The sequence below is a fragment of the Enterobacter genomosp. O genome (assembly GCF_001022965.1).
Lineage (GTDB): Bacteria > Pseudomonadota > Gammaproteobacteria > Enterobacterales > Enterobacteriaceae > Enterobacter > Enterobacter cloacae_L.
Genome location: NZ_LECZ01000025.1, coordinates 317022 through 343456, shown reverse-complemented (window position 1 = coordinate 343456; position 26435 = coordinate 317022). Strand labels below are relative to the sequence as shown.

The following is a 26435-nucleotide window of genomic DNA, read 5'->3' as shown; positions in this document are numbered from 1 at the left end:
CGCTTAACCCTAACCATAGCGAAAATAGTCTCTGAGTGTAAGATGCTTGTGAATCCAGGGTTATGATTTTGTCTGCGATCGGCGCTATTTTCAGCAAAGCGGGCAGAAAAAAGCCCTCCGATGGGAGGGCTGAAAATCAATGCGGAATAAAATGGTATTCCGTCACGCTAACGTACTCTTCACCCGGGCGCAGCACGCAGTCTGGCTGCGGCCATTCTTGATGGTTCGGGCTGTCCGGCAGGAACTCGCTCTCCAGCGCCAGGCCTTGCCAGTCGCTGTATTCATCGTGTTCGCGCGCCGTCGTGCCGCCAAGGTAGTTGCCTGAGTAGAACTGCAGGGCAGGGGCGGTGGTATATACCGTCATCTGCAGCTTCTCATCCGCAGACCAGACCTGTGCGGCAGGCTGTTTCACATCGCCTTTTGCCTGCAGCAGGAAAGCGTGGTCGTAACCTTTCACCTTGCGCTGATCGTCATCGCTCAGGAAATCCTGGACGATGGTTTTCGCGCTGCGGAAGTCAAAGCTGGTGCCGCTCACGGATTTCAGGCCCTGATACGGAATGCCCATCTCGTCAACCGGCAAATAGTCATCCGCAAGGATTTGCAGCTTGTGGTTACGCACGTCGCACTGGTTACCGTCCAGATTGAAGTAGGCGTGATTGGTCAGATTAACCGGACACGGCTTGTCGACCGTCGCACGGTATTCAATGGCGATACGGTTGTCGTCGGTCAGCGTAAAGCGTGCGGAGGCGTTCAGGTTTCCCGGGAAGCCCTGATCGCCATCAAGCGAATCCAGTGAAAACAGCGCTTCGCCGTCGTTTTGGCGGACAATTTTCCAGCGGCGTTTATCAAAGCCTTCCGGGCCGCCGTGCAGCTGGTTCTCACCCTGGCTTGGGAGCAGGGCGTAATGCACGCCGTCGAGCTCAAAGCGGCTTTTCGCGATGCGGTTAGCATAGCGGCCTACGGACGCGCCCAGATAGGCGGACTGATTGATATATTGCTCAGGCGAAGCGCAGCCGAGAAGGGTTTCGCGAACGCTGCCATCCGGCATAGGAACGCGGGCGGAAAGCAGCGTGGCTCCCCAGTCCATCAGCGTAACCACCATCCCCGCGCTGTTGCGCAGGGTTAACAGGCGATACGGCAGACCATCCGGTGCGAGGGTAGGTGTTTCGTTTAGCACTGTCCGGCTCCTTGTGATGCTTTACACACGTAGAAGGTTTCTTTAATTCCCGTTTTCGCTTCGTACTGTTTTTCTACCGCCTGCTGGACGGCAGGTACAAGTTCTTCCGGCACCAGGGCAACGATGCAGCCCCCGAAGCCGCCGCCGGTCATGCGCACGCCGCCTTTATCGCCGATCGCTGCTTTTACGATCTCAACCAGCGTGTCGATTTGCGGCACGGTGATTTCAAAATCGTCGCGCATGGAGGCATGAGATTCCGCCATCAGTTCACCCATACGCTTCAGGTCACCTTTCGCCAGTGCGGAGGCGGCTTCAACGGTACGGGCGTTCTCTGTCAGTACGTGGCGAACGCGTTTGGCAACGACCGGATCCAGCTCGTGTGCCACCTTATTGAATTCATTGAGCGTCACGTCGCGCAGGGCAGGCTGCTGGAAGAAGCGAGCACCCGTTTCGCATTGTTCGCGGCGCGTGTTGTATTCGCTGCCGACCAGCGTGCGTTTGAAGTTGCTGTTGATAATCACCACGGCCGCGCCTTTTGGCAGGGGAACGGCTTTGGTGCCAAGCGTTCGGCAGTCGATCAGCAGCGCGTGCTCTTTTTTGCCCAGCGCGGAGATCAGCTGGTCCATGATGCCGCAGTTACAGCCCACGAACTGGTTTTCTGCTTCCTGGCCGTTCAGCGCAATTTGCGCGCCGTCCAGCGGCAGGTGATAAAGCTGCTGGAAGACGGTGCCCACGGCGACTTCCAGAGACGCAGAGGAGCTTAAGCCCGCACCCTGCGGCACGTTGCCGCTGATCGCTAAATCCGCGCCGCCAAAGTTCTTGTTACGCTTCTGCAGATGCTTCACCACGCCGCGCACGTAGTTAGACCACTGCTGGCCGTCGTGCGTAACGATCGGCGCATCGAGGGAAAACTCGTCCGTCTCATCACCGTAATCCGCGGCAATCACGCGGACTTTACGGTCGTCGCGCTTCGCGCAGCTGATGACCGTCTGGTAATCAATAGCGCACGGCAGAACAAAGCCGTCGTTGTAGTCGGTGTGTTCACCAATCAGGTTGACGCGGCCAGGCGCCTGGATAACGTGGGTGGCAGGGTAGCCAAATTTTTCAGCAAACAGGGATTGTGTTTTATCTTTCAGACTCATTTTTTAGACTCCTGATTCGCGATAGTGAACGTCGCTAACCGCGCGCAGACGTTCTGCCGCCTGTTCCGCCGTCAGGTCACGCTGGGTTTCCGCCAGCATTTCATAGCCCACCATAAATTTACGCACCGTCGCAGAGCGCAGCAGCGGCGGATAGAAATGGGCGTGCAGCTGCCAGTGCTGATTCTCTTCCCCGTTAAACGGTGCGCCGTGCCAGCCCATTGAATAGGGGAAAGAGCACTGGAACAGGTTGTCATAACGGCTGGTCAGCTTTTTCAGCGCCAGAGCAAGGTCGTCGCGCTGCGCGTCGCTGAGTTCGGTAATGCGCTGTACGTGCGCTTTCGGCAGCAGCAGCGTTTCAAACGGCCAGGCTGCCCAGTAAGGCACGACGGCCAGCCAGTGTTCGGTTTCCACCACGGTGCGGCTACCGTCGGCCAGCTCGCGGCGGGTGTAATCCACCAGCATTGGGGAACCGTTTTCCGCGTAATACGCTTTTTGCAGACGGTCTTCACGCTCGGCTTCGTTGGGCAGGAAGCTGTTCGCCCAAATCTGGCCGTGCGGATGCGGGTTGGAGCAGCCCATGGCCGCGCCTTTGTTTTCAAAGACCTGCACCCACGGGTAAGTCTGACCCAGCTCTGCGGTTTGCATCTGCCAGGTGCTCACCACCTCTTTCAGCGCCTCAACGCTCAGCTCCGGCAGCGTTTTGCTGTGGTCGGGCGAGAAGCAGATCACGCGGCTGGTGCCGCGCGCGCTTTCGCAGCGCATCAGCGGGTCGTGGCTTTCCGGCGCGTCCGGCGTGTCGGTCATCAGGGCAGCGAAATCGTTGGTGAAAACGAAGGTGCCTTTGTAATCCGGGTTTTTATCTCCCGTCACGCGCGTATTGCCCGGACACAGGAAGCAGTCCGGGTCGTGCTGCGGCAGCGTTTGTTTCGCAGGCGTTTCCTGCGCCCCCTGCCAGGGGCGCTTGGCGCGATGCGGAGAAACCAAAATCCATTGCCCGCTTAACGGGTTAAAACGACGATGCGGATGATCGACGGGATTAAACGAAGTCATGACGGATCCTTAGTCCGGATAACCCTGCGGATGGCGCGACTGCCAGTGCCAGGTATCCTGTGCCATTTCATCAAGCGTGCGGGTGACACGCCAGTTAAGCTCTTTATCGGCTTTGGAGGCATCGGCCCAGTACGCCGGGAGATCGCCTTCACGGCGCGGAGCAAAGTGGTAGTTCACCGGCTTGCCGCAGGCTTTGCTGAAGGCGTTAACCACATCCAGCACGCTGCTGCCGACCCCGGCACCGAGGTTGTAAATATGCACGCCCGGCTTGTTGGCCAGCTGCTGCATCGCCGCTACGTGGCCGTCGGCCAGATCCATCACGTGGATGTAATCACGCACGCCGGTACCGTCTTCGGTTGGGTAGTCGTTACCAAAAATCGCCAGCGAGTCGCGGCGGCCCACGGCAACCTGGGCGATATACGGCATCAGGTTATTTGGAATGCCCTGCGGGTCTTCACCCATATCGCCAGACGGATGGGCGCCGACCGGGTTGAAGTAGCGCAGCAGGGCGATGCTCCACTCCGGCTGTGCTTTTTGCAGGTCGGCCAGGATCTGCTCCACCATCAGTTTGCTCTTGCCATACGGGCTTTGCGGCGTACCGGTAGGGAAGCTCTCAACGTAAGGAATTTTGGGCTGATCGCCGTAGACGGTGGCGGACGAGCTGAAGATGAAGTTTTTTACGTTGGCCGCACGCATGGCGGAGATGAGACGCAGCGTACCGTTGACGTTGTTGTCGTAATACTCGAGCGGTTTCGCAACGGATTCTCCGACGGCTTTCAGGCCGGCGAAGTGGATCACCGCTTCAATGGCGTGGTCGTGAAGGATCTCGGTCATCAGCGCTTCGTTGCGGATGTCGCCTTCCACGAAAGTAGGCTGTTTACCGCCAAGACGCTCAATCACAGGCAGCACGCTGCGCTTACTGTTGCACAGGTTATCAAGGATGATGACATCATGGCCGTTTTGCAGCAGCTGCACGCAGGTATGACTACCTATGTAACCGCTACCACCTGTTACCAGAACTCGCATATTTAGCTCCATTGGGCTTATGGTATGTAATAACCATAGCATAACAGAGACGCGAAAAGTGTGACATGGGATAAAATAGTGGAATCGTTTACACTGTTTTTAAAATCCGATTTTCAACCGCAATGGGGCATTGTAGATCAACGGTATAGAGATGTCTTAGTGCAGGTTATCTGAAAAACGGAGGGCGGGGCCCTCCGGGGATTAATCGATTTTGCTTTGCAGATAATGATAGTGTTCACCGTCCGGAACAAACTCCAGGCGATGGGTGATGCAGGAGGGGGCATCTTCGGCGTGGTGAGAAACAAACAGCAGCTGCGTTTCGCCTTCGCCAATCAGCACATCGACAAAGCGGCGGATCAGCTGGCGGTTTAGCGGATCCAACCCCTGCAGCGGTTCATCCAGAATAAGCAGCGTAGGATGCTTCACCAGCGCGCGCACGATAAGCGCCAGGCGCTGCTGCCCCCACGACAGGCTATGAAACGGCGCGTCAGCGACCCGGTTGTCCATGCCGAGAATATCCAGCCACTGCTGGACCAGCTTGTGCTGTTTGTCCGACACCGCCTGATAAATACCGATGGAATCAAAATAGCCGGAAAGGATCGCGTTGCGTACCGTGGTACTGACCCGGTAGTCCAGATGCAGGCTGCTGCTGACGTAGCCAATGTGCTTTTTGATATCCCAGATGGTCTCGCCGCTGCCGCGACGCCGGCCAAACAGCGTGAGATCGTTGCTGTAGCCCTGCGGGTGATCGCCGGTTATCAGGCTCAGCAGCGTCGATTTTCCCGCGCCGTTGGGGCCGACAATCTGCCAGTGCTCGCCAGGATTGACCGTCCAGGTGAGGTGGTTAAGGATCGGGCGATCGTCATAAGAGACCACCCCATCGCGCAGCACGATGCGCGGCTGGTTGGGGTCAAGCGCGTGGCGGGCCGAAGGAGCGTCGGGTTCCGGAAGGGTAATACCGTCAAGCCGTTCGCTATGGGCGAGCTGGGCAATGAGCGCCTGATTCAGCAGCGCCGATTTTTCACCGGTCTCGGTCAGATTACAGTCGGCCAGTACGCCTGCGTGCTGGATAAAATCCGGAATTTCATCAAAACGGTTAAGCACCAGCACGAGGGTAAAGCGCTGCTGGTTAAGCGACTCCAGCAGGGACGCCAGCTGCGCACGGGACTGCACGTCAAGACCGTCGAACGGTTCGTCGAGGATCAGCAGCTTCGGCTCGCTCATCAGCGCCTGACAAAGCAGCGTTTTTCGCGTCTCGCCGGTAGAAAGGTATTTAAAGCGCCGGTCCAGCAGGCCGGTAATGCCGAACCGTTCTGCCAGGCGCTGACAGCGGGCGGGATCCTTCACTTCATCCTGAATAATTTCCGCCGTCGTGCGGCCGGTATCTTCTTCACCAGGGCTGAGCAAATCGGTGTTGTTGCGCTGCCACTCGTCGCTGACCAGCTTTTGCAGCTGTTCAAATGACAGACGCGTCAGGCGCGTAAAGTCATTTTGATATTCACCCTTAAGGAGAGTGAGCTCACCGGCAAGCGCGCGGGCCAGCGCAGATTTACCGCTGCCGTTGGTGCCGACAAACGCCCAGCTTTCACCCGCGCGTAGCGTCAAATCAGCAATCGTCAGCGTTCGGGTATCGCTAAGACGAAACGTGCCTTGCGAAATATGCAATGATGACATGATTTATCCCTGTTTTTGCAGCAATAGATATCAGGGATACGCACTGTTGGTGCGATTGTCAATGCGCTCAGCACAATGTGGCGATAATCACCCGGTCTGCGTTGAACCAGGCGGTGACGACAGCACCTTCTTCTAAATCCTCAGCCTCGCTGAGTGGGACCGTCGCGCAGAGCCTTTGACCGTCTGCCAGAGTCATCAGCACTTCGCACTGCTCCTCGCCGCGTTCGATATGGCTGATTGCGCCCTGCAGCTGGTTATCTGCTGTCTTTACCTCGTTGGGATGGCGCGTGATATTGACCCACGGCGCTTTCAGCAGCACCAGCACCTCTTTACCTTCATCCAGCTCAAGCCGTTCTGCGCTTTGTGCCGTTATCGCGGCTTTCAGCCGGGTGGTGCCATCGGCAAGCAGGATCTCAATATGCTGCTGTACCTGGAGATTATCGCGCGCCGTCACCGTACCAAACCACTGGTTGCGGGCGCTGGTTTGCAACGAAAAGCGGGAAATGGCGGCCAGCAAACTGTCCAGCGGCACGTTGTCGTCATCGCTTAACGCATCGAACGCTTTTTGCTGGATCTGGCCCAGGAGATCGTAAAGCTGAATCAGGCGCTGGCCATAGCGCGTCACGATTGCGCCACCGCCGCCTTTGCCGCCAGTGGCTCTGTCTACCAGCGGCTGCTCGCTCAGGGTGTTCATATCGTTGATGGCATCCCAGGCGCTTTTATAGCTAATCCCGGCATTTTTCGCCCCCTGGCTAATCGAGCCCGTTTGTTCTATTTGTTTAAGCAGGGCGATACGTCGCGGATCGGCGAAAAGCTTTTGCTGAAGTCTGAGAGTGAGGAGAATTTCGGCCTGCATAACAGTATCCTGGCAAAAAGAGTATTGTGACCCAAATGGTGCAGGGCGCAAAGGGTACCGCACAAAAGGGGATGTTTTTCTCACCTGAAAGGGTAGAATAAGCTGTTCACAATATCTGGAGAAAACCATGTTAGAGTTGTTGAAAAGTCTGGTATTCGCCGTGATCATGGTACCAGTAGTGATGGCCATCATCCTCGGTGCCATCTACGGCCTGGGTGAAGTGTTCAACGTCTTTTCGAACATTGGTCACAGAGACCAGGCTAAAAAGCAGCATTGATTCCCCACAAAACGCCCGGCTTGTCCGGGCGTTTTGCTCTCAAGATTTTCTCACTTTCGCCGATATCATTTAACGCAACACCCGGTTTACCCCTTGAGCGGTACGATTAAACGCTGGGATCTCCCTGACGTTACCGTTATATTAATATGTATATAACGCTACTCACAGGAGTTACAAATGGCACGTACATGGGTACGCCTTTTCGCAGGGGCAACGCTGACGCTTTCGCTTACCGGCCACGCGCTGGCGGACGACGGGAAAATTACGGTCTTTGCGGCGGCGTCGCTGACCAACGCAATGCAGGATATCGCGGCGGCGTATAAAAAAGAGAAAAACGTCGAGGTGGTCTCCTCGTTTGCCTCTTCCTCTACGCTGGCGCGTCAGATAGAAGCGGGCGCACCGGCGGATCTGTTCATTTCGGCTGACCAGAAGTGGATGGATTACGCGGTGGAGAAGAAATCGATTGATGCGGCAACCCGCGAAACGCTGCTGGGCAATAGCCTGGTCGTCGTGGCGCCAAAAGCCAGCGCGCAGGCCGACTTCACCATCAACAAAGAGACAAACTGGACCCGCCTGCTGAACGGCGGTCGTTTGGCGGTGGGTGATCCGGAGCACGTTCCGGCCGGGATTTACGCCAAAGAAGCGCTGCAAAAACTGGGCGCGTGGGAGACCCTGTCGCCGAAGCTGGCACCGGCGGAAGACGTTCGAGGCGCGCTGGCGCTGGTGGAGCGCAATGAAGCCCCGCTGGGCATTGTGTATGGCTCTGATGCCGTTGCCAGCAAGGGTGTTAAAGTAGTCGCAACCTTCCCGGAAGACTCCCACAAGAAAGTGGAATACCCTGTTGCGATTGTTGATGGACATAATAATGCGACCGTGACGGCCTTCCGCGATTACCTGAAGGGGCCACAAGCGTCCGCAATCTTTAAACGTTATGGATTTACGACTCACTGATGATATTGACCGATCCTGAATGGCAGGCTGTTCTGCTGAGCCTGAAAGTCTCCTCCCTGGCGGTTGCGCTGAGCCTGCCCTTTGGGATCTTCTTTGCCTGGCTGCTGGTGCGCTGTCGGTTTCCCGGCAAAGCGTTGCTCGACAGCGTGCTTCATCTTCCGCTCGTGTTGCCGCCCGTGGTGGTCGGCTATCTGTTGCTGATTTCGATGGGACGACGCGGTTTTATCGGCGAGAAGCTGTACGACTGGTTTGGGCTGACGTTTGCGTTTAGCTGGCGCGGTGCGGTACTGGCGGCGGCGGTAATGTCATTCCCGCTGATGGTGAGGGCGATCCGCCTCGCGCTGGAAGGCGTGGATATGAAACTCGAGCAGGCGGCCCGCACGCTGGGCGCCGGTCGCTGGCGCGTCTTTTTCACCATCACGCTCCCGCTGACGCTGCCGGGCATTATTGTCGGCACGGTGCTGGCTTTCGCCCGCTCGCTCGGCGAGTTTGGCGCCACGATCACCTTTGTATCGAATATTCCCGGCGAGACGCGAACCATCCCATCGGCCATGTATACCCTGATTCAGACGCCGGGAGGAGAGGGTGCCGCGGCGCGCCTGTGCATCATCTCAATCGTGTTAGCCCTGGTATCGCTGCTGGTGTCGGAATGGCTGGCGAGACTCAGCCGTGAGCGAATGGGGAAATAGACATGCTTGAGCTTCATTTTACCCAGACGCTGGGAAACCATACCCTGACGCTTAGCGAGACGCTGCCTGCAAGCGGCATCACCGCCATCTTTGGCGTGTCCGGGGCGGGGAAAACGTCGTTAATCAACGCGATAAGCGGCCTGACCCGCCCGCAGTCAGGACGGATTGTGTTGAACAACCGCGTCTTAAACGACGTGGAAAACAAGGTGTATCTGTCGCCTGATAAACGCCGTATTGGCTATGTTTTCCAGGATGCGCGCTTATTCCCGCACTACAGCGTGCGCGGCAACCTGCGCTACGGCATGGCGAAAAGCATGGCTTCGCAGTTTGAGAAGCTGGTAACGCTTTTAGGTATTGAACCTCTACTCGACAGGCTGCCTTCCGCGCTTTCCGGCGGGGAAAAACAGCGGGTGGCGATCGGCCGCGCGCTGCTGACCGCGCCGGAGCTGCTGTTGCTCGACGAACCGCTGGCCTCGCTGGATATTCCGCGTAAGCGTGAGCTCCTGCCCTACCTGCAGCGCCTGACGCGTGAAATTAACGTTCCGATGCTCTACGTCAGCCATTCGCTGGATGAGATCCTGCATCTGGCCGATAACGTGCTGGTGCTGGAAGCGGGCAGCGTTAAGGCCTTCGGCAAGCTGGAAGAGGTATGGGGCAGCAGCGTAATGCACCCCTGGCTACCAAAAGAGCAGCAGAGCAGCATTCTGAAAGTGAGCGTTCTGGAACACCATCCGCACTACGCGATGACCGCGCTGGCGCTGGGCGATCAGCATTTATGGGTTAACCGGATCGATAAACCGCTGCAGTCAGCCCTGCGGATCCGCATTCAGGCGTCAGATGTCTCGCTGGTTTTACAGCCCCCGCTGCAGACCAGTATCCGAAATATTCTGCGCGCCAAAGTGGCGGAGTGTTTTGATGATAACGGTCAGGTGGAAGTGAAGCTTGAGGTGGGTAGCAGAACGCTCTGGGCGCGCATCAGCCCGTGGGCCAGGGATGAGTTAGGGATCAAACCCGGCCTGTGGCTTTACGCGCAAATCAAGAGCGTCTCTATCACCACCTGATTACAGCAGATGGGTATAAATGTACTGCGCGATGCTGTCGGTGGTGTTATCCCCAATCACCACGTTGGCGCGCGCCTTCACGGCATCATCGGCGTTGCCCATTGCCACGCCCGTACCGGCGGCCTCCAGCATGCTGATGTCGTTGTAGTTATCGCCAAAGGCAATTACATCCTGCATCGACCCGCCCTGTGACGCCACGTACTGCGTCAGACGCTTGCCTTTGCTGTTGCCTTTGCGGGCAATATCCACCTGATCGTGCCAGGACCATTCGCACTCCAGACCCAGCGTCTGTTCCACGCGTTTCGCGAAGGCATTCAGTTTGGCGGTATCCTCATCCGTCAGAGCGAATTTCCAGATTGCCTCAACGTCCTGGGCTGCCTGACGCAGGGAGGAAACCTGGGTAAAGACCGGACGCTGCGCTTCGGGCAGGGACAGCGCCCAGTTGCTGGTACGCACCACGTGGCCGGTAGGGCGCTCGTAGACCATCGCATTGTCCACGTACATCAGGCCGTGAACGTCATGCTCATCCAGAAGATCAATCAGTTGCAGCGCCTGGGGAACCGGCAGCGGGTCGGATTCTAAAACCTTTTTTGCCTGATAATCATACAAATAAGTGCCATTACAGCAAATTGCAGGTGTATCTAACGCCAGTGCCTGATAAAAAGGGTGAATGGCAACGTGATGTCGACCCGTTACGATAAGGAGTTGATATCCCGCTTCCTGCGCGCGCTTAAGCGCGTCCAGGGAAGAGGGGAGAAGGGTTTTTTGCGGCGTCAGTAAGGTACCGTCTAAATCCAGAGCAATCACACGCGAGGTCATCTGTTTTCCCGGGTTAATATTGAATTTACGTTTTGATGGGATGGTACACCGAGAGGCGAATGCTTCAAAATTCCTGTCGACAATTCAGCATTCACCGTCAAAAGTTAATTACTTTCATGCGCAGTGAGGAGTGAATATTCATGAAACAAACCGTTTATACCGCCAGTCCTGAAAGCCAGCAAATTCATGTCTGGCGTTTAAATACCGAAGGGACACTCACGCTGGTTCAGGTTGTTGATGTGCCAGGCCAGGTGCAGCCGATGGTTATCAGCCCGGATAAACGTTTCTTGTACGTGGGTGTGCGCCCGGAGTTTCGCGTGCTGGCCTATCGCATTTCTCCGGACGACGGTGCGCTGACGTACACTGCCGAAGCGCCATTGCCGGGCAGCCCAACCCACATTTCTACCGATCGTAAAGGCAACTTTGTCTTCAGCGGCTCGTATAACGCGGGCTGCGTCAGCGTAACGCGTCTGGAAAATGGCATTCCGGTCGAGACCGTGGATGTGGTGGAAGGGCTTGAAGGCTGCCACTCGGCAAATATCTCTCCGGACAACCGTACGCTGTGGGTGCCTGCGCTGAAGCAGGATCGTATCTGCCTGTTCACCCTGAGTGACGATGGTCACCTGGTGGCGCAGACTCCTGCTGAAGTCACTACCGTTGAAGGCGCGGGCCCGCGTCATATGGTCTTCCACCCGAACCAGCAGTACGCCTACGTGGTCAATGAACTGAACAGCTCGGTGGACGTATGGGAACTGAAAGACCCTAACGGCCAGATTGAATGCGTGCAGACGCTGGATATGATGCCGGCTGACTTCTCCGACACCCGCTGGGCGGCTGATATTCACATTACGCCGGATGGCCGTCATCTGTACGCCTGTGACCGTACCTCCAGCCTGATTACCGTCTTCAGCGTCTCCGAGGACGGCAGCGTGCTGGCCATTGAAGGCTTCCAGCCAACGGAAACCCAACCGCGCGGCTTTAACATCGATCACAGCGGTAAATACCTGATTGCGGCAGGGCAGAAATCCCACCACATCGCGCTGTACGAAATTAAAGGCGAGCAGGGCCTGCTGGAAGAGAAAGGGCGTTACGCCGTCGGCCAGGGGCCAATGTGGGTGGTCGTTAACGCTCACTAAGCGGCTTAAAGCAAAAAACCTCGCATATGCGAGGTTTTTTTATGCCCGGTGGCACTGCGTTTACCGGGCCTACGGGTTGTGTAGGCCGGCAAAAGGACATCTTACTGCTTAGGCTCAGCAACCACTTTGCTACCCAGACCGCGGTTGTTGTATTCCCACATGCGGTTGAAGTTAGCGTCGTTCAGGTTACGTTGCACGTTCCCTTTATCATCCACCGCGCCGGTATTGCCGGAGAATGGACGTTTAGAGATGGCGGCATCAGCCCACGGCTTCGCCATGTTGAAGCCTTCGTTAATCACGCTGTCGCGGATCACGACCTGACCGTTGGTCGCAGAGTCCACATCCAGGGAGCGGCCCAGCTGCGCCACGCCGTCACCGGCAGCGTTAAAGCGGCTGTTCACGGCCAGGAAACCGTAGAAGAGGTTAGACTGGGTTGCTGGCGCAAACACATAGCCTTCCTGCTGGGTACGTGAATTCACCACGCGGAAATCGGTGTTATCAAACACCACCGCGCCGCGACCGGACACCAGATCCACGTCACCTTCAACGTAGCTGTTGGTCACCAGCGTACGGGTCAGACGGTTATTCTGCAGGGTGTTCTGCACGCCGCTATTGGTCACGAAGAAGGTGTTCTGACGGCCCAGAATGTTCACGTTGTTGATCTGAACCTGGTCGCCATCGCTGCGCAGCGCAACGGCCTGGTGGTTACCAGCATCAACGCTGTCACCCAGGGTATTCTGAATGGTCAGGTTCTGCAGCTGCAGACCGTTATTCTGAGACCAGAATACCGCGGAGCACATCACGCCAATGGTGGCCGAACGCTTGCTCTGGCAGTTATCAAACATATACCACGCCGGTTTGCCCGGCATATATTTGCCGGCCGGGTTCACCAGGCGACGCCAGGTGTTGCTGTCGATTTCAGAGTCAATCGCCAGGCCAATTTTTACGTCGATCGCTTTTTCGCCCAGACCGTACAGCGTAATGCTGCCCGGTGCCGCCGGAACATACACGGTGCCTTCATACTCACCCGGCAGGATCGCGATGTACTGACGAGACGCGCTGTGTTTAGTAATCGCAGCGTCAACCGCGGCCTGAATAGAGGTATGCGTTACGCCCTGCGCACCCGCCGGGCCAACGACGAAGTCAGGCTGTTTAGGCAGGTTAATAGAAGACGGCGTCCACGGCGCAGCGTTAGGATCCATCGCCGAGAAGTAGTGGGCACGGTCAAAGTTCTTCGCTTCATCAGCGGACAATACCGGGCGGGAGGCAGTACCCGGTGCGACCTGCTCAGAAGGTCGCTGATCCGGTGGGGTTGAACTGCATGCGGATAAGGTCACGCCAAAGGCGAGTGCTAACGCCAGACGGGAAATCCTGGAAATATTCAAGGTGAAGCTCCTGGGTATGCAAGTCTTAAACGGGATAGACGAAATAGCCTGCTTTTTTATACTAAGTTGAGCGAAACGGGAAGATAAAAAGGGTAAAAGTTGCATTTTTAGCCCTGGAGCGGCAGGTAAGTGATCACAAATAAATAACAATTTCCACAAAGTCGGTTGACAGCAGACAGCAGATGAAAATAAATGTCTATACAACCCATGACAAGTGGAATGCCCCATGCAGCAGCTTCATCCCGACGATGTAATATGGCGAAACGCGCGACTGGCGACAATGGCTCCGGATGTCCGTGCGCCTTATGGACTAAAAGAGCAACACGCCCTGGTCGTGCGCGGCCACACCATTGTTGCCGTGATTCCTGAATCTGATATTCCTGGCGGGCACCGTCACTGCGTCGATCTTCAGGGGCGTCTGGTGACGCCGGGCCTGATTGACTGCCATACCCACTTGGTATTTGGCGGCGATCGCGCGGCGGAGTGGGAGCAGCGTCTGAACGGCGTCTCCTATCAAACCATCAGCGCGCAGGGGGGCGGGATTAACGCTACCGTGACGGCGACGCGCAGCAGCGCTCCCGAAACCCTGCTTAAGCTGGCGCAGCAGCGGCTTCAGCGACTAATGAATGAAGGCGTCACCACGGTTGAGATCAAGTCCGGATACGGGCTAAACGCCGACGCCGAAGAGAAGATGCTGCAGGTTGCACGCCAGCTAAGCCTCAATAACCCGATCGATATCAGCCCAACGCTGCTGGCCGCGCACGCGGTTCCGGCGGAATACCGACAGGATCCGGATGCGTACCTCGCGCTGGTCTGCGAGCAGATCATGCCCGCGCTGTGGCAAAAAGAGCTGTTTGAAGCGGTGGACGTGTTTTGTGAAAACGTCGGCTTTACGCCGTCGCAAACCGAGCGCCTCTTCCAGGCGGCAACTGCGCTCGGCATTCCGGTGAAAGGCCATGTAGAGCAGCTTTCAAATCTGGGCGGTGCGGCGCTGGTCAGCCGATATCACGGGCTGTCGGCCGATCATATCGAATATCTTGATGACGCAGGTGTTCAGGCGATGGCGCAAAGCGGGACGGTGGCGGTTCTGCTACCCGGCGCGTTCTATTTTCTTCAGGAGCGCCAGCGTCCGCCGGTGGAACAGCTCAGAAAACAGGGCGTGCCGATGGCCGTCGCCACCGACTATAACCCGGGCACCAGCCCGTTTGCGAGCCTGCACCTGGCGATGAACATGGCCTGCGTACAGTTTGGCCTCACGCCTGAAGAGGCCTGGGCTGGCGTCACGCGCCATGCCGCGCAGGCGCTGGGCCGTGGCGCAACCCACGGGCAGCTGCGGGCAGGGTTTGTCGCTGATTTCATCGTCTGGGATGCACACCATCCGGTAGAGATGGTCTACGAGCCGGGACGCAATCCGCTGTATCAACGTATTTTCCGTGGGGAGGCAGTATGAAGCTATGGCGGCCCGTCGCCGAAACGGTCTGGCAGGGGCGCGACGACAGCGCCGAGGCCAGCAGCGCAAAGCGTATTTTTCAGACGATACGACAGCAGGCGCAGTTTGCTCCTCTGCCATCCGGCATTGCGCTGATAGGCTTTGAGTGTGATGAAGGGGTCAAGCGCAATCAGGGCAGGCCCGGCGCCGTACAGGCGCCGGATATGCTGCGAAAAGCGCTGGCGAATATGGCCAGCCATCAGGGACACGATCGGCTGGCGGATATGGGCTCGGTGTACGTTGAAGGCGAGGAGCTGGAAGCGGCACAGCAGGCGTTAAGCGATGCCGTCACGGCCTGCCAGCAGTCCGGCATGCGCACGCTGGTCTTTGGCGGCGGGCACGAAACCGCCTGGGCGCACGGCCGCGGCATTCTGGATGCTTTCCCTGACGAGCGCGTGGTGGTGATCAACCTTGACGCCCATCTTGACCTGCGCAAGGCTGACCGGGCGACGTCCGGCACCCCGTTTCGCCAGCTGGCGCATTACTGCGATGAGCGCGGGCGGGAATTTCAGTACGCCTGCCTTGGCGTGAGCCGGGCGGCGAACACGCAGGCATTGTGGGATGAGGCTGAACGCCTGAACGTCACGCTGGTGGAAGATCTCCATTTCAGGCGCGATGCGTTATCTTCCCTGGAAAAGGTGCTGGCGCAGGCCGATCGCATCTACCTGACAATCGATCTGGACGTTCTGCCCGCCAGCGAAATGCCCGCCGTTTCGGCACCGGCAGCGTTAGGCATACCGGCCCTGGATCTCCTGCCCATCATCGAACATATCTGTCGAAGCGGTAAGCTACAGGCCGCCGATCTGGTAGAGTTTAACCCGCAGTACGATCGGGACGGACAGGGCGCAAAGCTCGCCGCCCGTCTGGCCTGGCAAATTGCTCACTGGTGGGCATAACACCGTTTAAGGAGTCATGATGTTTTCACGCTCACCGCTGCCGCAGTCGAGTCCTCCCGCGCCTTTCTACGAGAAGGTGAAGCAGGCGATAAGCGAAAAAATCGCCACCGGCGTCTGGCGGCCGCACGATCGCATTCCGTCGGAGGCCGACCTGGTGGCGCAGTTTGGCTTTAGCCGGATGACCGTCAACCGGGCGCTGCGCGAACTGACCGACGAAGGTCTTCTGGTGCGTCTGCAGGGCGTCGGGACGTTTGTGGCGGAGCCGAAAGGGCAATCCGCCCTGTTTGAAATCCGCAGCATTGCGGACGAGATTGCCGCGCGTAACCATCAGCACCGCTGTGAGGTGCTGGTGCTTGAGGAAACTCAGGCCAGCGCAGAGCAGGCTACAGAGCTTAACGTCAAGGAGGGAAGCCGCATCTTCCACTCCGTGATGGTGCATTTCGAAAACGACATTCCGGTACAGATTGAAGATCGCTGCGTTAACGCTGAGCGGATACCGGACTATCTGGACCAGGATTACACCCAAACCACGCCGCACGCGTATCTTTCGCTTGTCGCACCGTTGACGGAAGGGGAGCACATTGTGGAAGCCGTGCGCGCCACGCCGCAGGAGTGTGAACGGCTGCGCATTAAAGAACACGATCCGTGCCTGCTGATCCGCCGTCGCACCTGGTCCTCGTCGCACATCGTGTCGCATGCCCGGCTGCTTTTCCCCGGTAACCGGTACCGGCTGCAGGGCCACTTTATGTCATAAGTTTTAAAAGCGTGATAGCTAACGCAATATAACAAAATTGTATCTTTTTTGTTAAATGCGACCTTGTGTGTGCTTGTCTATACAAGTATATCTAAATGCATCACTGTCCCGTATGAGGAGCACACAATGTCGTCAGGTAAATACCGCCAGCAGGATGTCCGCGCCGCGCGCGGCACCACACTTACCGCCAAAAGCTGGCTCACCGAAGCCCCGCTGCGCATGTTGATGAACAACCTTGATCCTGAGGTGGCGGAAAACCCCCACGAGCTGGTGGTCTACGGCGGCATAGGCCGCGCCGCGCGCAACTGGGAATGCTATGACGCAATTGTAAAATCCCTGACCGAACTCGAACACGACGAGACCCTGCTGGTGCAGTCCGGCAAACCGGTGGGCGTGTTTAAAACGCACAAGAACGCGCCGCGCGTGCTGATCGCCAACTCTAACCTCGTGCCGCACTGGGCCACCTGGGAACATTTCAACGAACTCGACGCCAAAGGGCTGGCGATGTATGGCCAGATGACCGCCGGGAGCTGGATTTACATCGGCAGCCAGGGGATTGTGCAGGGCACCTACGAAACCTTCGTGGAAGCCGGTCGCCAGCACTATAACGGCTCGCTGAAAGGCCGCTGGGTATTGACCGCCGGTCTCGGCGGCATGGGCGGCGCGCAGCCGCTGGCCGCCACGCTTGCCGGTGCGTGCTCGCTGAACATTGAGTGCCAGCAGAGCCGCATTGATTTCCGTCTGCGTACCCGTTACGTCGATGAACAGGCAACCAGCCTGGACGATGCGCTGGCACGCATCAAAAAATACACCGCCGAAGGCAAAGCGGTCTCGATTGCTCTGTGCGGCAACGCGGCGGACATTCTTCCTGAACTCGTCGCCCGCGGCGTGCGTCCGGATCTCGTGACCGACCAGACCAGCGCGCACGATCCTCTGCACGGCTACCTGCCAAAAGGCTGGACGTGGGAAGCCTATCAGCAGAAAGCGGAAACCGACCCGGAAGGCACGGTACTTGCCGCTAAGCGTTCGATGGCAGAACACGTCTCCGCCATGCTGGCCTTTAGCCAGATGGGCATTCCGACCTTTGATTACGGCAACAACATCCGCCAGATGGCGAAAGAGATGGGCGTGAATAACGCGTTCGATTTCCCGGGATTCGTCCCGGCCTATATCCGCCCGCTGTTCTGCCGCGGCATCGGTCCTTTCCGCTGGGTTGCCCTGTCCGGCGATCCGGAAGATATCTACAAAACCGATGCCAAAGTGAAGGAGATCGTCGCGGATGACGAGCACCTTCACCACTGGCTGGACATGGCCCGCGAGCGCATTAACTTCCAGGGCTTACCGGCGCGTATCTGCTGGGTAGGGCTGGAATGGCGGCAAAAGCTGGGCCTGGCCTTTAACGAAATGGTACGCAGCGGCGAAGTCTCCGCGCCGATTGTTATCGGCCGCGACCATCTGGACTCCGGCTCCGTCGCCAGCCCGAACCGCGAAACGGAAGCCATGCGCGACGGCTCCGATGCGGTCTCCGACTGGCCGCTGCTGAACGCCCTGTTGAATACCGCCAGCGGCGCGACCTGGGTATCGCTGCACCACGGTGGCGGCGTAGGAATGGGCTTCTCCCAGCATTCCGGGATGGTCATTGTTTGTGACGGAACCGATGAAGCCGCCGCGCGTATCGCCCGCGTATTGCACAACGACCCGGCAACCGGCGTGATGCGTCACGCGGATGCGGGTTATGACATTGCGATTGACTGTGCCAAAGAGCAGGGGCTGAACCTGCCGATGATCCCTGCCACACAAGGAAAGCAATAATGAACGCATTAACACTCACTCCCGGCTCGCTGACGCTCAAACAGCTGCGTAGCGTCTGGCGCAAACCGGTTACGCTCTCGCTGGATGACAGCGCGCACGCGGCCATTAACGACAGCGTGGCCTGCGTGGAGGCGATTGTTGCCGAAGGGCGCACCGCCTACGGCATTAACACCGGCTTTGGGCTGCTGGCGCAGACCCGCATCGCGACACACGATCTGGAAAACTTACAGCGCTCGCTGGTGCTGTCACACGCGGCGGGCGTCGGCCAGCCGCTGGACGATGAGATTGTCCGTCTGATGATGGTGCTCAAAATCAACAGCCTGGCGCGCGGCTTCTCCGGCATTCGCCTGAGCGTGATCCAGGCGCTGATGGCGCTGGTGAATGCGGAAGTCTATCCGTGGATCCCGGCGAAAGGTTCCGTTGGCGCTTCCGGGGATCTCGCGCCGCTGGCGCACATGTCGCTGCTGTTGCTGGGTGAAGGCAAAGCGCGCTGGCAGGGCGAGTGGCTCCCCGCGAAAGAGGCGCTGAAAAAAGCGGGATTAACCCCGATCACGCTGGCGGCGAAAGAGGGGCTGGCGCTGCTTAACGGCACGCAGGCGTCGACCGCCTTCGCGCTGCGCGGCCTGTTTGAAGCTGAAGACCTGTTTGCCTCGGCGGTGGTGTGCGGTGCGCTGACCACCGAAGCCGTGCTGGGCTCACGTCGACCGTTCGATGCCCGCATCCACGACGTGCGCGGCCAGCGCGGGCAGATTGATGCGGCCAGCATGTACCGTCACGTGCTTACCGACAGCAGTGAAATCGCGGATTCACACCACAACTGTGACAAGGTGCAGGATCCGTATTCACTGCGCTGCCAGCCGCAGGTGATGGGCGCGTGCCTGACGCAGCTGCGCCAGGCGGCGGAGGTGCTGCTGGTGGAAGCCAACGCGGTATCCGATAACCCGCTGGTGTTCGCGCAGGAAAACGAGGTGGTCTCCGGCGGTAACTTCCACGCCGAGCCGGTGGCAATGGCGGCGGATAATATCGCGCTGGCGATTGCCGAAGTCGGCGCGTTGTCCGAGCGCCGCATTGCGCTGATGATGGATAAACATATGTCCCAGCTGCCACCGTTCCTGGTGCGTAACGGCGGGGTCAACTCGGGCTTTATGATTGCCCAGGTGACCGCGGCGGCGCTGGCAAGCGAGAACAAAGCCCTGTCGCACCCGCACAGCGTGGACAGCCTGCCGACCTCTGCCAACCAGGAAGATCATGTCTCTATGGCGCCTGCCGCCGGGCGTCGCCTCTGGGAGATGGCCTCCAACACCCGTGGCGTGCTGGCGGTAGAATGGCTGGCGGCGTGTCAGGGTATCGATCTGCGTGAAGGACTGAAATCCAGCCCGCTGCTCGAGCAGGCGCGTCAGACGTTGCGCGAGCACGTATCGCATTACGATGATGACCGCTTCTTTGCGCCGGATATTGATAAGGCGATGCAGCTTCTGGAAGAGGGGCGTCTGGTGGGGCTGTTGCCGCCGGTGCTGTGATTTTTTGCCCTCACCCTAACCCTCTCCCACAGGGAGAGGGAATGGTTAGGTTTTCTCCCTCTCCCTGTGGGAGAGGGCCGGGGTGAGGGCATCAGCCCGCACTATTACGAATACATCGCCGTTATCGATGCGCTCCCGAGCGTATGGAAATGCACGTTAAACCCTACCATTGCGCCGCTCGCGCCTTCGTCTACCTCAATCTTGTCCACATCCAGCGCGTGCACCGTGAAGATATAGCGGTGGGTTTCGCCTTTTGGCGGCGCCGCGCCGCCGTAGCCCGCTTTACCAAAATCGGTGCGCGTCTGAATGGCGCCTTCAGGCAGGGCAACCAGGTCAGACCCGGAACCCTGCGGCAGGACGCGCGTATCGGCGGGCAGGTTCGCCACTATCCAGTGCCACCAGCCGGAGCCGGTAGGCGCATCCGGATCGTAACAGGTGACAACAAAGCTTTTGGTGCCGGCCGGTACATCGTCCCACGCCAGGTGCGGTGAGATATTGTCTCCCTGATACCCCATGCCGTTGAATACGTGGCGTTCCGGCAGTTTTTCGCCGTCGCGCAGATCTTTACTGATGATTTTCATACGGTTTACCCTCGCTAATCACTCGTACAGGAAGTGTAACGCATAGGGTTAAATCGTGAAATGCGCGGGGTTGTTAACGGCTTCGACGACGGCGGCGGTGAGCTTGCGCAGCTGAACGGGCGTAATGATATACGGCGGCATCAGGTAGATGAGCTTGCCGAAGGGCCGTACCCACACGCCCTGGTCCACGAAGAAGCGTTGCAGCGCCGCCATATTCACCGGATGGGTGGTTTCAATCACCCCGATGGCGCCCAGCACGCGGACGTCCGCTACGAAACTCGCGCCCGAGGCGGCGCTCAGCTCTTCTTTCAGCTGCGCTTCAATCGCTGCAACCTGCGTTTGCCACTCGCCGCTCTCCAGAATCGCAAGGCTTTCGCTCGCGACCGCGCAGGCCAGCGGGTTGCCCATAAACGTTGGGCCATGCATGAAGCAGCCCGCTTCGCCGTCGCTGATGGTATCGGCGACGTGACGGGTCGTCAGCGTGGCGGAGAGCGTCATGGTGCCGCCGGTGAGCGCTTTGCCCAGGCACAGAATGTCCGGGGAGATACCCGCATGTTCGCAAGCAAAGAGCTTGCCGGTGCGGCCAAAACCGGTCGCGATCTCATCGGCAATCAGCAGAATGCCCTCGCGATCGCACATCTTGCGAATACGCTTCAGCCATTCCGGGTGGTACATCCGCATTCCGCCTGCGCCCTGCACGATAGGTTCAAGAATGACGGCAGCAATCTCGTGACGATGCGCCGCCATCAGCCGCGCGAAGCCAACCATGTCCATCTCGTTCCACTCGCCGTCGAAGCGGCTCTGCGGCGCCGGGGCAAACAGGTTTTCCGGCAGATAGCCTTTCCACAGGCTGTGCATGGAGTTATCCGGATCGCAGACCGACATCGCCCCGAAGGTATCTCCGTGATAGCCATTGCGGAAGGTGAGGAACCGCTGACGGGACTCCCCTCTGGCATGCCAGTACTGCAGCGCCATTTTCATCGCCACTTCCACCGCCACGGAGCCGGAATCGGCCAGGAAAACGCACTCCAGCGAGTCAGGCGTCATCGCCACCAGCCGGCGGCACAAATCCACGGCTGGCTGATGGGTGATTCCGCCAAACATCACGTGCGACATCTGGTCAATCTGCGCTTTCATCGCCGCATTCAGGCGTGGATGGTTGTACCCGTGAATGGCCGCCCACCAGGAGGACATCCCGTCAACCAGCTGCTCGCCGCTGGAGAGGTGTAGCTCGCAGCCGTGGGCCGAAGCCACCGGATAGACGGGCAGGGGGCGGGTGGTGGAGGTGTAAGGGTGCCAGATATGCTGCTTGTCGAAGGCGAGATCGTCCTGGGTCATAATCGACTTGTAAACCATTTTGAAAAGTTTTAGGTTTACGAGTATAAACCGAACCGAAAATTAACAAAACCCTTTGGAGAAGCCCAATGGCTCACCACGCACGCTGGACGATGTCGCAAGTTACTGAATTATTCAACAAACCCTTCCTTGAGCTGATGTTCGAAGCCCAACAGGTGCACCGTCAGCACTTCGATCCTCGCCACGTTCAGGTCAGCACGCTGCTGTCGATCAAGACCGGCGCCTGCCCGGAAGACTGCAAATATTGCCCGCAGAGCGCGCGCTATAAAACCGGCCTGGAATCCGAACGGCTGATGGAGGTTGAGCAGGTGCTCGACTCCGCGCGTAAGGCGAAAAACGCCGGCTCGACCCGCTTCTGCATGGGGGCGGCGTGGAAGAACCCACACGATCGCGACATGCCGTATCTGGAGCAGATGGTGAAGGGCGTGAAAGAGATGGGCCTTGAAGCCTGTATGACGCTCGGCACGCTGAACGACGAGCAGGCGCAGCGCCTCTCGGCGGCCGGGCTGGACTACTACAACCACAACCTCGACACCTCGCCGGAGTTTTACGGCAACATCATCACCACCCGTACCTATCAGGAGCGTCTGGACACGCTTGATAAAGTGCGTGACGCGGGGATCAAGGTGTGCTCGGGCGGCATCGTGGGCTTAGGTGAAACGGTGAAAGACCGCGCCGGTCTGCTGCTGCAGCTGGCGAACCTGCCGACCCCGCCGGAAAGCGTGCCGATCAACATGCTGGTGAAGGTCAAAGGCACGCCGCTGGCGGATAACGACGACGTGGATGCGTTTGATTTTATCCGCACCATCGCGGTGGCGCGCATCATGATGCCGACCTCGTACGTTCGCCTCTCTGCGGGCCGTGAACAGATGAGCGAGCAGACCCAGGCGATGTGCTTTATGGCCGGGGCCAACTCCATCTTCTACGGCTGCAAGCTGCTGACCACGCCGAACCCGGAAGAGGACAAAGACGTGCAGCTGTTCCGCAAGCTGGGGCTGAACCCGCATCAGACAGGGGTGCTGACCGGCGATAACGAGCAACAGCAGCAGCTGGAGCAGCAGATTTTCAACGCCGATACCGACCAGTTCTACAACGCGGCAGCCGTATGACCTGGGAGGCTCGTATCCATTCCGCGCTCGACGAGCGGCGGGCGGCAGAGGCGTTTCGCGTACGCAGGGTAGTCGAAAACGGCGCAGGCCGTTTTCTTACCCGTGACAACCGGCAGTTTTGTAACTTCTCAAGCAACGATTATCTCGGGCTGAGCCAGCATTCGGCCATTATCCGCGCCTGGCAGCAGGGCGCGGAGCGGTACGGCGTGGGCAGCGGCGGCTCCGCGCACGTCAGCGGATACACCACGGCGCACCGGGCGCTGGAGGAGGCGCTTGCCGACTGGCTGGGCTACCCGCGCGCGCTGCTGTTTATCTCGGGTTTTGCGGCCAATCAGGCGGTCATTGCAGCCCTGATGGGCAAGGACGACCGCATTGTCGCCGACCGCTTAAGCCACGCCTCCCTGCTGGAGGCGGCAAATTTAAGCCCGGCTCAGCTGCGCCGCTTCGCCCATAACGATACGGGGCAACTCGCTGCGTTGCTGGATAAACCTTGTGACGGGCAGCAGCTGGTGGTCACGGAAGGGGTGTTCAGCATGGATGGCGACAGCGCGCCGCTTGCCGCGCTGCACGACGCCGCAAAGCGGCAAAACGCCTGGCTGCTGGTTGATGATGCCCACGGCACTGGCGTGATGGGCGACGAAGGGCGCGGCAGCGCGCATCTGCAAAACGTGAAGCCGGAGCTGCTGATTGTCACCTTCGGCAAAGGCTTTGGCGTGAGCGGGGCCGCCGTGCTGTGCAGCGAACCCGTCGCCGATTATCTGCTGCAGTTTGCCCGGCATCTGATCTACAGCACCAGCATGCCGCCCGCGCAGGCCGTGGCGCTGTCAGCGTCCCTGGCGGTGATCCGCAGCGCAGAAGGCGATGAACGCCGGGTGCGTCTGGCGGAACATATCCAGCGTTTTCGTCAGGGCCTGGCACAGCTTCCCTTCCGGAGCACCGATTCGCAGAGCGCGATCCAGCCGGCGATCGTCGGCGAAAACAGCCTGGCGCTCGCGCTGGCGCAAGCACTGCGCGAGCGGGGGATGTGGGTGACGGCCATTCGTCCGCCCACCGTGCCGCCGGGTACCGCCCGCCTGCGCGTGACGCTCACGGCGGCGCACGAAGCAGAGGATATTGATGCTCTTCTGGAGGCGCTGAATGTCGCCCGTCAATAAGCAGGCCATTGCGGCGGCGTTTGGCCGTGCCGCGCGCAGCTATTCACAACACGATGAGCTTCAGCGCCAGAGCGCAGAGGGGCTGCTGGCGTTGCTTGGCGAGACGCGTTTTACCCAGGTGCTTGACGCCGGGTGCGGCCCCGGCGGGAATAGCCGCTACTGGCGCGAAGCGGGAAGCCTGGTTACGGCTCTTGATCTGTCATCCGACATGCTTGCGGAGGCACGTCAGCAGCAGGCTGCGCACCGCTATCTGGTCGGTGATATCGAAGCGATTCCGCTGGCGGATGCGCAATTCGATTTGGTCTGGAGCCATCTCGCCGTGCAATGGTGTGGCAGCCTGCCGCAGGCCTTAAGCGAGCTTTACCGGGTGGCGCGCCCGGGCGGGAGCGTGGCGTTTACCACGCTTCTGGAAAGCTCGTTACCGGAGCTGAATCAGGCCTGGAGGGCGGTAGATCGCCAGCCGCACGCCAACCGGTTTTTATCACACGAGCGGGTCACGCAGGCGCTGGCAGGCCGGCGCTATCGCAGCGCGGTGCAGACCATCACCCTCAATTTCAGCGACGCGCTCAGCGCCATGCGCTCGCTGAAGGGCATTGGCGCCACGCATCTGCATACCGGACGCGAGAAAAAACCGCTCACCCGGGGTCAACTGCAGCGTCTGGAGCTGGCCTGGCCGCAGGCGCGGGGACATTTCCCGCTCTCTTATCAACTTTTTCATGGGGTTATCGAACGTGACTGAACGCTATTTTGTCACCGGAACGGATACGGAAGTGGGTAAAACGGTTGCCAGCACCGCGCTGCTGCAGGCGGCGCGAAAGCTTGGGAAAAACACCGCCGGGTATAAGCCGGTTGCTTCCGGCAGCGAGATGACGGCGGAAGGGTTACGCAACACCGACGCGCTGGCGCTCCAGCGGAACAGCACGCTTGAGCTCGCCTATTCAGCGGTGAATCCGTATACCTTTGCCGAGCCGACGTCGCCGCACATCATCAGCGCCGACGAAGGTCGTCCGATTGATTTCGCCGTGCTCTCGGCCGGATTACGGGCACTGGAACGCCAGGCGGACTGGGTGCTGGTGGAGGGCGCAGGCGGCTGGTTTACGCCGCTCTCGCAGGACCAGACGTTTGCTGACTGGGTGCAGCGCGAGCAGCTCCCGGTCATTCTGGTCGTAGGGGTGAAGCTCGGCTGTATCAACCATGCCATGTTGACCGCGCAGGCCGTTTCGCAGGCAGGACTGCGCCTGGCGGGCTGGATAGCCAACGACGTGGTTGCCCCCGGCAAGCGGCATCAGGAGTACCTTGCAACGCTCAAGCGGGTTCTTCCTGCCCCATTCCTCGGGGAGATCCCGTGGCTTGCGGACGATGCCGAACGTGCCGAAACCGGGCGCTATCTTGACCTCAGCGCCTTGCTTCCAGCGACATCCAGTGGGCAATAAGCTCATCGTCCAGTTCGTTAACGTGGCCATGGGCCACGTTACGCCCGCGATAAAGCATGCAAAAACGATCCGCGACCCGGCGAATAAACGACAGTTGCTGTTCAGCCAGCAGCACCGTCATCCCGAGCTCTCGGTTTAAGCGCACCAGCAGCTGCCCCAGCTTATGCGCGAAACCGTGGCCTGCGCCGTGCAGGGGCTCGTCCAGAATCAGCATCCGCGGACGGTTTACCAGCGCATTGGCCAGGGCCAGCTGGTACTGGTCGTCTGGCGAAAGGGTATTGCCCCGGGTTTGACGCAGCGCGTAGAGTTCCGGGAACAGGTCATACACCTCATTTTTCGCTTCCGGGTCGGGCTTGCCCATCGCCCGCATGGCGATATGCAAATTCTCCTCAATCGTCAGCTGGGAGAAGATCCGCCTGTCCTGCGGGACATAGCCTATCCCCGGCCCTGAACGCTGTTCTGGCACCTGGCTTAGCAAATCACGCGGCGGCGCGCCTGCTTCATGCCAGATGATGGTACCGCTTTCGACGGGCACTTTCCCGGCGATGCAATTCATGAGGGTGGTTTTCCCCATTCCCGGCAGGCCAACGACGCCTGTACACATCCCTTGCGGAAAATCTAAATCCACGTTCCATAGCGTATGTTGGCTTCCGTAAAACTGGTTCACTGCACGCAGACTCAACATCTTTCTCTCCTTAAAAATGTGTGTAGGTGAGGCACGTTCTGGATTGTGCAAAACCCCTGCCAGAAAGCGTAAAGTGACTAAAAAAGCGACTTTTTTAGGAATAAGTCACAGGAGAGCGGTGTAAAACCAGAGGGATTGCACATCAACGGTGCCAGCGGTGGTGAGTTGTGGTGCAGGGTCAGAAATGATGAAAATGTGAGCAAGATCTCGTCGGTTGGTTATGAATGACTCAACTGTTAATCATCAAAAAATAGCTATAAAAATTTTTTCCTGCCGGTTCGTGGGAAAATCCGGGAATTTGCCGAGCGCCAGTCTGTATGGGCTGGAAGCAGTTATCCACTATTCCTGTGGATAACCATGTGCATTAGAGTTAGAAAACACGCGATAAGCGAGAGGCGACGCG

25 protein-coding genes are annotated in these 26435 nt (G+C 58.8%); 14 read left to right on the top strand and 11 right to left on the bottom strand.

What is annotated here, in order from left to right:
- Nucleotides 1-136: 136 nt before the first annotated feature.
- From galM to modE, 6 genes are all read right to left on the bottom strand, one after another.
- Nucleotides 137-1177 carry a galactose-1-epimerase gene (gene galM / locus ABR39_RS11555; RefSeq protein WP_047347056.1) on the bottom strand — a complete coding sequence of 347 codons (1041 nt, stop codon included), beginning with the start codon at nucleotides 1175-1177 and terminating at the stop codon, nucleotides 137-139.
- A complete protein-coding gene (gene galK, locus ABR39_RS11550) occupies nucleotides 1171-2319 on the bottom strand; it encodes a galactokinase (RefSeq protein WP_047347055.1) in 1149 nt (382 codons plus the stop codon). The genes galM and galK overlap by 7 nt, the downstream gene beginning before the upstream one ends.
- Nucleotides 2320-2322: 3 nt before the next feature.
- Nucleotides 2323-3369 (bottom strand): galactose-1-phosphate uridylyltransferase, encoded by a 1047-nt coding sequence (galT, locus tag ABR39_RS11545; RefSeq protein WP_047347054.1) that lies wholly within the window; start codon nucleotides 3367-3369, stop codon nucleotides 2323-2325.
- Nucleotides 3370-3378: 9 nt separating this feature from the next.
- The gene (galE, locus tag ABR39_RS11540; RefSeq protein WP_047347053.1) at nucleotides 3379-4395 is read right to left on the bottom strand and encodes a UDP-glucose 4-epimerase GalE; all 1017 of its coding nucleotides are present in this window, start codon (nucleotides 4393-4395) and stop codon (nucleotides 3379-3381) included.
- Between the two features lie 201 nt (nucleotides 4396-4596).
- Entirely contained in the window at nucleotides 4597-6069 is a 1473-nt protein-coding gene (gene modF, locus ABR39_RS11535; RefSeq protein ID WP_047347052.1) for a molybdate ABC transporter ATP-binding protein ModF, read from the bottom strand.
- A 67-nt stretch (nucleotides 6070-6136) separates the two neighbouring features.
- A complete protein-coding gene (gene modE / locus ABR39_RS11530) occupies nucleotides 6137-6925 on the bottom strand; it encodes a molybdenum-dependent transcriptional regulator (protein WP_047347051.1) in 789 nt (262 codons plus the stop codon).
- Between the two features lie 127 nt (nucleotides 6926-7052).
- On the opposite strand from modE, the gene ABR39_RS11525 reads away from it, so the two are divergent.
- The 4 genes from ABR39_RS11525 (at nucleotide 7053) to modC (ending at nucleotide 9903) form a co-directional block, all read left to right on the top strand.
- A complete protein-coding gene (locus tag ABR39_RS11525) occupies nucleotides 7053-7202 on the top strand; it encodes an AcrZ family multidrug efflux pump-associated protein (protein ID WP_008501118.1) in 150 nt (49 codons plus the stop codon).
- 177 nt (nucleotides 7203-7379) lie between these two features.
- Nucleotides 7380-8153 (top strand): molybdate ABC transporter substrate-binding protein, encoded by a 774-nt coding sequence (gene modA / locus ABR39_RS11520; protein ID WP_047347050.1) that lies wholly within the window; start codon nucleotides 7380-7382, stop codon nucleotides 8151-8153.
- Nucleotides 8153-8842 (top strand): molybdate ABC transporter permease subunit, encoded by a 690-nt coding sequence (gene modB / locus ABR39_RS11515; protein ID WP_023326931.1) that lies wholly within the window; start codon nucleotides 8153-8155, stop codon nucleotides 8840-8842. The genes modA and modB overlap by 1 nt, the downstream gene beginning before the upstream one ends.
- Before the next feature lie 2 nt (nucleotides 8843-8844).
- On the top strand, nucleotides 8845-9903 hold the full coding sequence (gene modC, locus ABR39_RS11510; RefSeq protein ID WP_047347049.1) for a molybdenum ABC transporter ATP-binding protein ModC: 1059 nt from the start codon (nucleotides 8845-8847) through the stop codon (nucleotides 9901-9903).
- Here modC and ABR39_RS11505 read toward each other — a convergent pair whose 3' ends face one another.
- Nucleotides 9904-10722, bottom strand: coding sequence for a pyridoxal phosphatase (locus ABR39_RS11505; protein ID WP_047347048.1), 819 nt, complete (start codon nucleotides 10720-10722; stop codon nucleotides 9904-9906). It lies immediately after the preceding gene.
- Between the two features lie 140 nt (nucleotides 10723-10862).
- Here ABR39_RS11505 and pgl point away from each other — a divergent pair, with 140 nt between their 5' ends.
- Nucleotides 10863-11858: a 6-phosphogluconolactonase gene (gene pgl / locus ABR39_RS11500; protein ID WP_047347047.1), complete on the top strand. Its 996-nt coding sequence runs from the start codon at nucleotides 10863-10865 to the stop codon at nucleotides 11856-11858.
- 101 nt (nucleotides 11859-11959) lie between these two features.
- Here the strand turns inward: pgl and ABR39_RS11495 are convergent, their stop codons facing one another.
- Entirely contained in the window at nucleotides 11960-13243 is a 1284-nt protein-coding gene (locus ABR39_RS11495) for a putative acyl-CoA thioester hydrolase (protein ID WP_047347046.1), read from the bottom strand.
- A 226-nt stretch (nucleotides 13244-13469) separates the two neighbouring features.
- Here ABR39_RS11495 and hutI point away from each other — a divergent pair, with 226 nt between their 5' ends.
- From hutI to hutH, 5 genes are all read left to right on the top strand, one after another.
- Nucleotides 13470-14693: an imidazolonepropionase gene (gene hutI / locus ABR39_RS11490; protein ID WP_047347045.1), complete on the top strand. Its 1224-nt coding sequence runs from the start codon at nucleotides 13470-13472 to the stop codon at nucleotides 14691-14693.
- Nucleotides 14690-15628 carry a formimidoylglutamase gene (hutG, locus tag ABR39_RS11485; RefSeq protein WP_047347044.1) on the top strand — a complete coding sequence of 313 codons (939 nt, stop codon included), beginning with the start codon at nucleotides 14690-14692 and terminating at the stop codon, nucleotides 15626-15628. Before hutI ends, hutG begins: the two co-directional genes overlap by 4 nt.
- A gap of 19 nt (nucleotides 15629-15647) precedes the next feature.
- Nucleotides 15648-16382, top strand: coding sequence for a histidine utilization repressor (locus ABR39_RS11480; RefSeq protein WP_047347043.1), 735 nt, complete (start codon nucleotides 15648-15650; stop codon nucleotides 16380-16382).
- Between the two features lie 126 nt (nucleotides 16383-16508).
- Nucleotides 16509-18194 (top strand): urocanate hydratase, encoded by a 1686-nt coding sequence (hutU, locus tag ABR39_RS11475; RefSeq protein WP_047347042.1) that lies wholly within the window; start codon nucleotides 16509-16511, stop codon nucleotides 18192-18194.
- Nucleotides 18194-19714, top strand: a complete 1521-nt coding sequence (gene hutH, locus ABR39_RS11470) for a histidine ammonia-lyase (RefSeq protein WP_047347041.1) — start codon at nucleotides 18194-18196, stop codon at nucleotides 19712-19714. The genes hutU and hutH overlap by 1 nt, the downstream gene beginning before the upstream one ends.
- Nucleotides 19715-19818: 104 nt before the next feature.
- Here hutH and ABR39_RS11465 read toward each other — a convergent pair whose 3' ends face one another.
- Entirely contained in the window at nucleotides 19819-20295 is a 477-nt protein-coding gene (locus ABR39_RS11465; protein WP_047347040.1) for a kinase inhibitor, read from the bottom strand.
- Nucleotides 20296-20343: 48 nt separating this feature from the next.
- Nucleotides 20344-21633, bottom strand: coding sequence for an adenosylmethionine--8-amino-7-oxononanoate transaminase (gene bioA / locus ABR39_RS11460; protein WP_430748975.1), 1290 nt, complete (start codon nucleotides 21631-21633; stop codon nucleotides 20344-20346).
- A gap of 86 nt (nucleotides 21634-21719) precedes the next feature.
- Between bioA and bioB the strand changes: the two genes are divergently transcribed.
- The 4 genes from bioB to bioD are packed head-to-tail and all read left to right on the top strand — an operon-like array spanning nucleotide 21720 to nucleotide 25347.
- The gene (gene bioB / locus ABR39_RS11455) at nucleotides 21720-22760 is read left to right on the top strand and encodes a biotin synthase BioB (protein WP_047347038.1); all 1041 of its coding nucleotides are present in this window, start codon (nucleotides 21720-21722) and stop codon (nucleotides 22758-22760) included.
- Complete coding sequence (gene bioF / locus ABR39_RS11450; protein ID WP_047347037.1) at nucleotides 22757-23914, top strand: 8-amino-7-oxononanoate synthase; 1158 nt, start codon at nucleotides 22757-22759, stop codon at nucleotides 23912-23914. The genes bioB and bioF overlap by 4 nt, the downstream gene beginning before the upstream one ends.
- On the top strand, nucleotides 23898-24653 hold the full coding sequence (bioC, locus tag ABR39_RS11445; protein WP_047347036.1) for a malonyl-ACP O-methyltransferase BioC: 756 nt from the start codon (nucleotides 23898-23900) through the stop codon (nucleotides 24651-24653). The genes bioF and bioC overlap by 17 nt, the downstream gene beginning before the upstream one ends.
- Nucleotides 24646-25347: a dethiobiotin synthase gene (gene bioD, locus ABR39_RS11440; RefSeq protein WP_047347383.1), complete on the top strand. Its 702-nt coding sequence runs from the start codon at nucleotides 24646-24648 to the stop codon at nucleotides 25345-25347. The genes bioC and bioD overlap by 8 nt, the downstream gene beginning before the upstream one ends.
- Here bioD and ABR39_RS11435 read toward each other — a convergent pair.
- The gene (locus ABR39_RS11435) at nucleotides 25310-26032 is read right to left on the bottom strand and encodes an ABC transporter ATP-binding protein (protein ID WP_047347035.1); all 723 of its coding nucleotides are present in this window, start codon (nucleotides 26030-26032) and stop codon (nucleotides 25310-25312) included. The genes bioD and ABR39_RS11435 overlap by 38 nt on opposite strands.
- Nucleotides 26033-26435 lie beyond the last annotated feature (403 nt).

Bases quoted from the DNA above. Each gene is read 5' to 3' on its own strand.
- galK (WP_047347055.1), bottom strand. From the start codon at position 2,319: ATGAGTCTGAAAGATAAAACACAATCCCTGTTTGCTGAAAAATTTGGC.
- galT (WP_047347054.1), bottom strand. From the start codon at position 3,369: ATGACTTCGTTTAATCCCGTCGATCATCCGCATCGTCGTTTTAACCCG.
- galE (WP_047347053.1), bottom strand. From the start codon at position 4,395: ATGCGAGTTCTGGTAACAGGTGGTAGCGGTTACATAGGTAGTCATACC.
- modF (WP_047347052.1), bottom strand. From the start codon at position 6,069: ATGTCATCATTGCATATTTCGCAAGGCACGTTTCGTCTTAGCGATACC.
- modE (WP_047347051.1), bottom strand. From the start codon at position 6,925: ATGCAGGCCGAAATTCTCCTCACTCTCAGACTTCAGCAAAAGCTTTTC.
- ABR39_RS11525 (WP_008501118.1), top strand. From the start codon at position 7,053: ATGTTAGAGTTGTTGAAAAGTCTGGTATTCGCCGTGATCATGGTACCA.
- modA (WP_047347050.1), top strand. From the start codon at position 7,380: ATGGCACGTACATGGGTACGCCTTTTCGCAGGGGCAACGCTGACGCTT.
- modB (WP_023326931.1), top strand. From the start codon at position 8,153: ATGATATTGACCGATCCTGAATGGCAGGCTGTTCTGCTGAGCCTGAAA.
- modC (WP_047347049.1), top strand. From the start codon at position 8,845: ATGCTTGAGCTTCATTTTACCCAGACGCTGGGAAACCATACCCTGACG.
- ABR39_RS11505 (WP_047347048.1), bottom strand. From the start codon at position 10,722: ATGACCTCGCGTGTGATTGCTCTGGATTTAGACGGTACCTTACTGACG.
- pgl (WP_047347047.1), top strand. From the start codon at position 10,863: ATGAAACAAACCGTTTATACCGCCAGTCCTGAAAGCCAGCAAATTCAT.
- hutI (WP_047347045.1), top strand. From the start codon at position 13,470: ATGCAGCAGCTTCATCCCGACGATGTAATATGGCGAAACGCGCGACTG.
- hutG (WP_047347044.1), top strand. From the start codon at position 14,690: ATGAAGCTATGGCGGCCCGTCGCCGAAACGGTCTGGCAGGGGCGCGAC.
- ABR39_RS11480 (WP_047347043.1), top strand. From the start codon at position 15,648: ATGTTTTCACGCTCACCGCTGCCGCAGTCGAGTCCTCCCGCGCCTTTC.
- hutU (WP_047347042.1), top strand. From the start codon at position 16,509: ATGTCGTCAGGTAAATACCGCCAGCAGGATGTCCGCGCCGCGCGCGGC.
- hutH (WP_047347041.1), top strand. From the start codon at position 18,194: ATGAACGCATTAACACTCACTCCCGGCTCGCTGACGCTCAAACAGCTG.
- ABR39_RS11465 (WP_047347040.1), bottom strand. From the start codon at position 20,295: ATGAAAATCATCAGTAAAGATCTGCGCGACGGCGAAAAACTGCCGGAA.
- bioA (WP_430748975.1), bottom strand. From the start codon at position 21,633: ATGACCCAGGACGATCTCGCCTTCGACAAGCAGCATATCTGGCACCCT.
- bioB (WP_047347038.1), top strand. From the start codon at position 21,720: ATGGCTCACCACGCACGCTGGACGATGTCGCAAGTTACTGAATTATTC.
- bioF (WP_047347037.1), top strand. From the start codon at position 22,757: ATGACCTGGGAGGCTCGTATCCATTCCGCGCTCGACGAGCGGCGGGCG.
- bioC (WP_047347036.1), top strand. From the start codon at position 23,898: ATGTCGCCCGTCAATAAGCAGGCCATTGCGGCGGCGTTTGGCCGTGCC.
- ABR39_RS11435 (WP_047347035.1), bottom strand. From the start codon at position 26,032: ATGTTGAGTCTGCGTGCAGTGAACCAGTTTTACGGAAGCCAACATACG.